The 6,000-nt window shown below is 68.1% G+C and carries 6 protein-coding genes; 4 read left to right on the forward strand and 2 right to left on the reverse strand.

Translation table 11 applies throughout. The annotated features are described in order from the left end of the window. Window positions 1-55 precede the first annotated feature (55 nt). Window positions 56-301 (forward strand): DUF1272 domain-containing protein, encoded by a 246-nt coding sequence (locus ACVK00_RS34160; RefSeq protein WP_166723938.1) that lies wholly within the window; start codon window positions 56-58, stop codon window positions 299-301. 27 nt (window positions 302-328) lie between these two features. Here ACVK00_RS34160 and ACVK00_RS34165 read toward each other — a convergent pair whose 3' ends face one another. Then, window positions 329-1,012 (reverse strand): FadR/GntR family transcriptional regulator, encoded by a 684-nt coding sequence (locus tag ACVK00_RS34165; protein WP_228907646.1) that lies wholly within the window; start codon window positions 1,010-1,012, stop codon window positions 329-331. A gap of 154 nt (window positions 1,013-1,166) precedes the next feature. Between ACVK00_RS34165 and dgoD the strand changes: the two genes are divergently transcribed. Continuing rightward, window positions 1,167-2,315, forward strand: coding sequence for a galactonate dehydratase (gene dgoD, locus ACVK00_RS34170; protein ID WP_006751313.1), 1,149 nt, complete (start codon window positions 1,167-1,169; stop codon window positions 2,313-2,315). 151 nt (window positions 2,316-2,466) lie between these two features. Here the strand turns inward: dgoD and ACVK00_RS34175 are convergent, their stop codons facing one another. Further along, complete coding sequence (locus ACVK00_RS34175; RefSeq protein WP_228905592.1) at window positions 2,467-3,399, reverse strand: CopD family protein; 933 nt, start codon at window positions 3,397-3,399, stop codon at window positions 2,467-2,469. 377 nt (window positions 3,400-3,776) lie between these two features. Here ACVK00_RS34175 and ACVK00_RS34180 point away from each other — a divergent pair, with 377 nt between their 5' ends. Together ACVK00_RS34180 and ACVK00_RS34185 are read left to right on the forward strand one after the other, a co-directional pair. Continuing rightward, window positions 3,777-4,541: a c-type cytochrome gene (locus ACVK00_RS34180; RefSeq protein WP_041489853.1), complete on the forward strand. Its 765-nt coding sequence runs from the start codon at window positions 3,777-3,779 to the stop codon at window positions 4,539-4,541. A 19-nt stretch (window positions 4,542-4,560) separates the two neighbouring features. Next, window positions 4,561-5,859: a c-type cytochrome gene (locus ACVK00_RS34185; RefSeq protein WP_228905596.1), complete on the forward strand. Its 1,299-nt coding sequence runs from the start codon at window positions 4,561-4,563 to the stop codon at window positions 5,857-5,859. The last annotated feature ends 141 nt before the right edge of the window (window positions 5,860-6,000 follow it).

Raw genomic sequence — 6,000 nt, forward strand, 5'->3', positions numbered from 1 at the left:
CACGCAATGTCCGGCGGCGCCCGTCCCGACCCGCCCCAAACCAAGGAAAACCGTCATGCTCGAACTGCGCCCCGGCTGCGAATGCTGCGACAAGGACCTGCCGCCCGATTCGGCGGAGGCGCGCATCTGTACCTTTGAATGTACGTTTTGCGCGACCTGCACCGAAGAGGTGCTGAAGGGCCGCTGCCCGAACTGCGGCGGCGACCTGGTCGCTCGCCCGCGCCGGCCGGCGAGCCTGCTCGCGAAGTATCCGGCGTCGACGGAGCGCATCCACAAGCCGGGCGGCTGCGCGAACGCCTGACGGCGCCGCGTCGCCCGCCGCTTCCCGTCACGACATCTCGATCCGCGCGCGCGTGATCGCAAGCAGCGACGCCATCGCGCGGCGCGCGCCGTCCTCGTCGCGCACGCCGATTGCGTCGGCGACGGCCGCATGCTCGGCGAGCGACGCATTGAACACGTGCGCCCGGCGTGCGTTCAGGTGCAGTTGCGCCTCGAGCGTGCGGTCGATCAGCGCGCCGAGCGGCACCAGCAGCTCGTTGCCGCCGGCCTCCAGCACGCTCAGGTGAAAGCGCAGGTCCGCGCGCACCCATTCGTCGACGTTGCGCGCGGCGGCCATCGCGCGCACCGCGTCCTCGATCGCGTCGAACGCGCCCGGCCCGTGCGCACGCGCGGCCAGCGCGGCCGCGTGGGGCTCGATCATTTCGCGCATCTCCTGCAGCTTGAGCGCGAACGCGAGCGGCGGCGCGACCCGCGCATACCAGTCGAGCAGGTCGGCGTCGAGCAGGTTCCATGCGCGGCGCGGCCGCACCCGCGTGCCGACCTTCGGCCGCGATTCGACCAGCCCCTTCGACGTCAGCGTGCGCAGCGCCTCGCGCAGCACCGTGCGGCTCACGCCGAACATCTCCATCAGGTCCGGCTCCCGCGGCAGCAGCGATTCGGGCGGATAGTCGCCCCGCAGGATCGCCGTCGCAAGGCGGAAGGATGTCTGTCCATGCAGGTCGCGTTGAATGATCGTTCTCCGTTGGCGGGCACGCCGCGGCTGTCCACTATCTGCACAATAGTGCTATTAATACTATTTTTTAGCGCGCTACGCTAGGATAACCGTCACGTACTCGACCGGTGCCGCATCCGCACGTCCGCGCCGCTCAACCCAGGAGACTCGCGACATGAAAATCATCCGCCTCGAAACCTTCGTCGTCCCGCCGCGCTGGCTGTTCCTCAAGATCGAAACCGACGAGGGCATCGTCGGCTGGGGCGAGCCGGTGGTCGAGGGCCGCGCGCACACGGTCGAAGCCGCCGTGCAGGAACTCGCCGACTATCTGGTCGGCAAGGATCCGCTGCTGATCGAGGATCACTGGCAGGTGATGTACCGCGCCGGCTTCTACCGCGGCGGCCCGATCATGATGAGCGCGATCGCGGGCGTCGACCAGGCGCTGTGGGACATCAAGGGCAAGCATCACGGCGTGCCGGTGCATGCGCTGCTCGGCGGCCAGGTGCGCGACCGCATCAAGGTGTATTCGTGGATCGGCGGCGACCGGCCGAGCGATGTCGCGAACAACGCGCGCGCGGTGGTCGAGCGCGGCTTCAAGGCCGTGAAGATGAACGGCTCCGAGGAACTGCAGATCGTCGACACCTACGACAAGGTCGAGCAGGTGATCGCGAACGTCGCGGCGGTGCGCGACGCGGTCGGCCCGCACGTCGGGATCGGCGTCGACTTCCACGGCCGCGTGCACAAGCCGATGGCGAAGGTGCTCGCGAAGGAGCTCGATCCGTACAAGCTGATGTTCATCGAGGAGCCGGTGCTGTCGGAGAACGCCGAGGCGCTGCGCGACATCGTGAACCAGACCAACACGCCGATCGCGCTTGGCGAGCGGCTCTACTCGCGCTGGGACTTCAAGCACATCCTCGCGGGCGGCTACGTCGACATCATCCAGCCCGACGCATCGCACGCGGGCGGCATCACCGAGTGCCGCAAGATCGCGACGCTCGCGGAAAGCTACGACGTCGCGCTCGCGCTGCACTGCCCGCTCGGCCCGATCGCGCTGGCCGCGTGCCTGCAGCTCGATGCGGTCAGCTACAACGCGTTCATCCAGGAACAGAGCCTCGGCATCCACTACAACCAGGGTAACGACCTGCTCGACTACCTGCGCAACCCCGAGGTGTTCCGCTACGAAGACGGCTTCGTCGCGATCCCGCAGGGCCCGGGGCTCGGCATCGACGTCAACGAGGAGAAGGTGCGCGAGATGGCGAAGACGGGCCATCGCTGGCGCAATCCGGTGTGGCGCCACGCGGACGGCAGCGTCGCCGAGTGGTGATGCAGAGGTGAAGTGAGATGAGGTGCGATGCACGGCGGACCAGCCGCGCATCGCGCGTCGAGACGGCCGCCCGACAGGCGGCCGTTCTTGCATCCGCGGCATGCGGCTCACGCGACTCATGCGGGGGCGAGGCCCCGCGCCGAACCGGTCGTCAGCCGAGCGCCGCGAACCCCGGCACGCAGAACGACAGCACGGCGGCCGCGACGAACACGGCGATCATCGTCAGCGCTTCGAGATGCAGGATGTTGCGGAACGTGTGCGCGTCTTCGGTCGACGCGGTACGGCGCAGGCGCGGCAGCGCGGAGAAGCGGTTCAGCCCGCCGAGCACGAGCGCGAGCGCGACGAGCAGCAGCTTGAGCAACAGCACGCGCCCCCACGTGCTGCCGTCGAGCGGCGCGAGCGAGCCGCCGAGCCCGCGCAGCGCATTGAGCACGCCGGTGCCGAGCACGAAGACGACCGCGATCGCGGACGTTCGCGACAGTTGCTGGCCGATCCGGATCAGCGCGCCGCGCGCGACCGACGAACCGAGCACCGGCAGCACCGCGAGCCCGGCCGCGAGCACGAGGCCGCCCCACACCGCGGTGGCGAGCAGGTGCAGCGTCTGCACGCCGACCGCCGCGGACAGCGGGCCCGTGTCGGCCGCATGGCCGAGCGACGCCTTGCCGGCCGCGACCACGATCACCGCGAGCCACAGCACCGCGTGCGCGAGCGGGCCCTCGGGCTTCGCCAGCGCGACGATCGCGAGCAGCACGGCGCCGGCGAACGCGACGCTCCACGCAAAGCCCGCATGCGTCTGCATGAGCATGGTGGGGATCGCAGCGAACGCACCGCCGAGGCCCGCGCCGCTCATCGACGCGGCTTCATACACGAGCCACCCGAGATCGGCGAGCACGAGCGCCAGCGCCGCCGCGACCAGCGAATGTTGCGCGCGCAGCCAGGCATGATGCGACGGCGCGACGACCGGTCGCGCGCCGTCCTTGCCGAGCCACCCCTTGAGCAGCGCCGAGCCGACCGCCATCGCGAACGTCGCGTCCATCAACGCCGCGAGCGCGACCTGCCCGATCCACAAGCTGTCGATCCTCATTGCGCGCGCCCTCCCGGAAACGGACGGCCGGCGGCGCGGCGGCAAGTGGAACGACAGCGGGAAGACGGCAACGGCACGGTAGGGAACGTCATCGATGAATCCGGAAACGGGGGAAATGACTGGATCTGCGGCGGAGGCGGCGCCGCGCGACCCGCGAGTGTACGGTCTTCGATGGTCAAAGCGCACGCCGGTTCACATCATCCGTACATATAGCGCGGCAAATTGTCGCAAGTCGCAAACAGACAGGAACCCATGTCCTTTTGCCAAATAGCCGCCATTACCCATCGATGATAGAATGCCGCGTCGCAGCAGCCCGGCTGCCCTGCCATCCATGCGCCGAGCCGATCGTAGCCCGGACAGGTCCCCGACGAATAAACATGGAGTCTCGTGTGTCTTCAAGACGCCTCTTCCGTCCGTTGCTCGCCGTTCTCTTGATCGGTGGCGCGGGCCTTATGAGCGCTGCTCAAGCGCAGACCAAGCCCACGGAGCAAGCGCACGCCCAGCAGGCGCCGCTCAAGGCACCCGATACGATGGCCGAGCGTGTGCGCGGCTGTACCGCATGCCATGGCGTTCACGGCCAGGGCACGGACAACGACTATTTCCCGCGTCTTGCCGGCAAGCCGGCCGAGTACCTGTACAACCAGCTCGTCAACTTCCGTGACGGACGGCGCAAGTACCCGCCGATGAACTACCTGCTGACGTACCTGAACGACGATTACCTGAAAGAGATCGCCGAGCACTTCTCGGCCGAGCGTCCGCCGTACCCGACGCCGGCCAAGCCGACGCTGCCGGCCGCCACGCTCGCGCGCGGCAAGCAACTCGTCACGCAAGGCGATCCGTCCCGCAAGCTGCCAGCCTGCGTGGCCTGCCACGGCGCTGGGCTGACCGGCATGCAGCCGGCGATCCCGGGCCTCGTCGGCCTGCACGCCGATTACCTGAGCGCACAGCTCGGCGCATGGCGCTCGGGCAACCGCCACGCAAAGGCACCGGATTGCATGCACGATATCGCGTCGAAGCTGTCGGATGAAGACGTCACGGCCGTGACCGCGTGGCTCGCCGCGCAACCGGCGCCCGCCAACCCCGTGCCGGCCCCGGCGCGTTCGATGAAGACTCCGCTCGCCTGCGGCAGCGAACCGCAATAAGGCAAGGGAGACAGACACAATGAAACGCAAGTCCCTGTTTGCACTCTCGGCTGTCGCGATCGTCGCGGCCGTCGCCCTCGTGCCGGTCCTGTGGCCCGGCAACGACACGCTGCACGGCGCTGCCGCCGTCGCGGCCACGCCGGCCGACCAGGCCGCGCTGATCAAGAAAGGCGAATACCTCGCGCGCGTCGGCGACTGTATCGCGTGCCACACCGTGCGCGGCGGCAAGTCGTTCGCGGGTGGCCTGCCGATGGCGACGCCGTTCGGCACGATGTACACGCCGAACATCACGCCGGACGACAAGGACGGCATCGGCAAGTGGACGTCGGACGACTTCTACCGCGCGATGCACACCGGTCGTTCGAAGGACGGCAGCCTGCTCTACCCGGGCTTCCCGTTCGCGAGCTACACGAAGGTCACGCGCGCCGATTCGGACGCGATCTACGCGTACCTGCGTTCGGTCCCGCCGGTCTCGGTGCCGAGCCGTCCGCACGAACTGAAGTTCCCGTTCAACAACCGCAACCTGCTGATCGGCTGGCGCACGCTGTTCTTCAAGGAAGGCGAATACAAGCCGGATCCGACCAAATCGGTCGAATGGAACCGCGGCGCGTACCTCGTCGAAGGCCTCGGCCACTGCTCGATGTGCCACACGTCGATCAACATGATGGGCGGCCCGGTGAGCTCGGCAGCCTTCGCGGGCGGCCTGATCCCGCTGCAGAACTGGTATGCTCCGTCGCTGACGAACGACAAGGAACTCGGCCTCGGCGACTGGCACGTGCAGGAGCTGTCCGACCTGCTGCAGGCCGGCGTGTCGAACAAGGGCGCGGTATTCGGCCCGATGGCCGACGTCGTGCACAACAGCCTCCAGTACATGAACGACGAAGATACGCGCGCAATGTCGACGTACCTGAAGTCGATCCCGCAGAAGGCTGAAGCGCCGAAGAACATGCAGTACGAGCCGTCGAAGCAGTTTGGCAACACGCTGTTCGACCAGGGCAAGAAGATCTACGCGGACAATTGCGCGACCTGCCACGCCGAAACCGGCTCCGGCAAGCCGCCCGCGTATCCGCCGCTCGCGGGCAACCATTCGATCGTGATGGAATCGGCAGTCAACCCGATCCGCATGGTGCTGAACGGTGGCTACCCGCCGAGCACGTTCAAGAATCCCCGTCCGTACGGGATGCCGCCGTTCGCACAGTCGCTGTCGAACCAGGAAGTTGCGGCAGTCGTCACGTATATCCGGATGTCGTGGGGCAACAACGGTACGCCGATCTCGCCGCAACAGGTGAGCGACCTGCGTTCCGCGCCGCTTGACTAAATAACGCGCGACACAGACGGGGGCGGGGGGGGGGGGGGGGGGCGCCCCCCCCCCCCCGGGGGGGGGGGGGGGCGCCCCCCCCCCCCCCCCCCCCCGGCCCCGGCGCCGAGAAAAACAAAATCAGTGAATTAGATATGGTAG

The sequence above is a fragment of the Burkholderia sp. PvR073 genome (assembly GCF_054055695.1).

What these genes read in the sequence shown, in the direction of transcription:
- ACVK00_RS34180 (WP_041489853.1), top strand. Translation starts at nt 3,777, where the DNA reads ATGGAGTCTCGTGTGTCTTCAAGACGCCTCTTCCGTCCGTTGCTCGCC.
- ACVK00_RS34185 (WP_228905596.1), top strand. Translation starts at nt 4,561, where the DNA reads ATGAAACGCAAGTCCCTGTTTGCACTCTCGGCTGTCGCGATCGTCGCG.
- ACVK00_RS34175 (WP_228905592.1), bottom strand. Translation starts at nt 3,399, where the DNA reads ATGAGGATCGACAGCTTGTGGATCGGGCAGGTCGCGCTCGCGGCGTTG.
- ACVK00_RS34160 (WP_166723938.1), top strand. Translation starts at nt 56, where the DNA reads ATGCTCGAACTGCGCCCCGGCTGCGAATGCTGCGACAAGGACCTGCCG.
- dgoD (WP_006751313.1), top strand. Translation starts at nt 1,167, where the DNA reads ATGAAAATCATCCGCCTCGAAACCTTCGTCGTCCCGCCGCGCTGGCTG.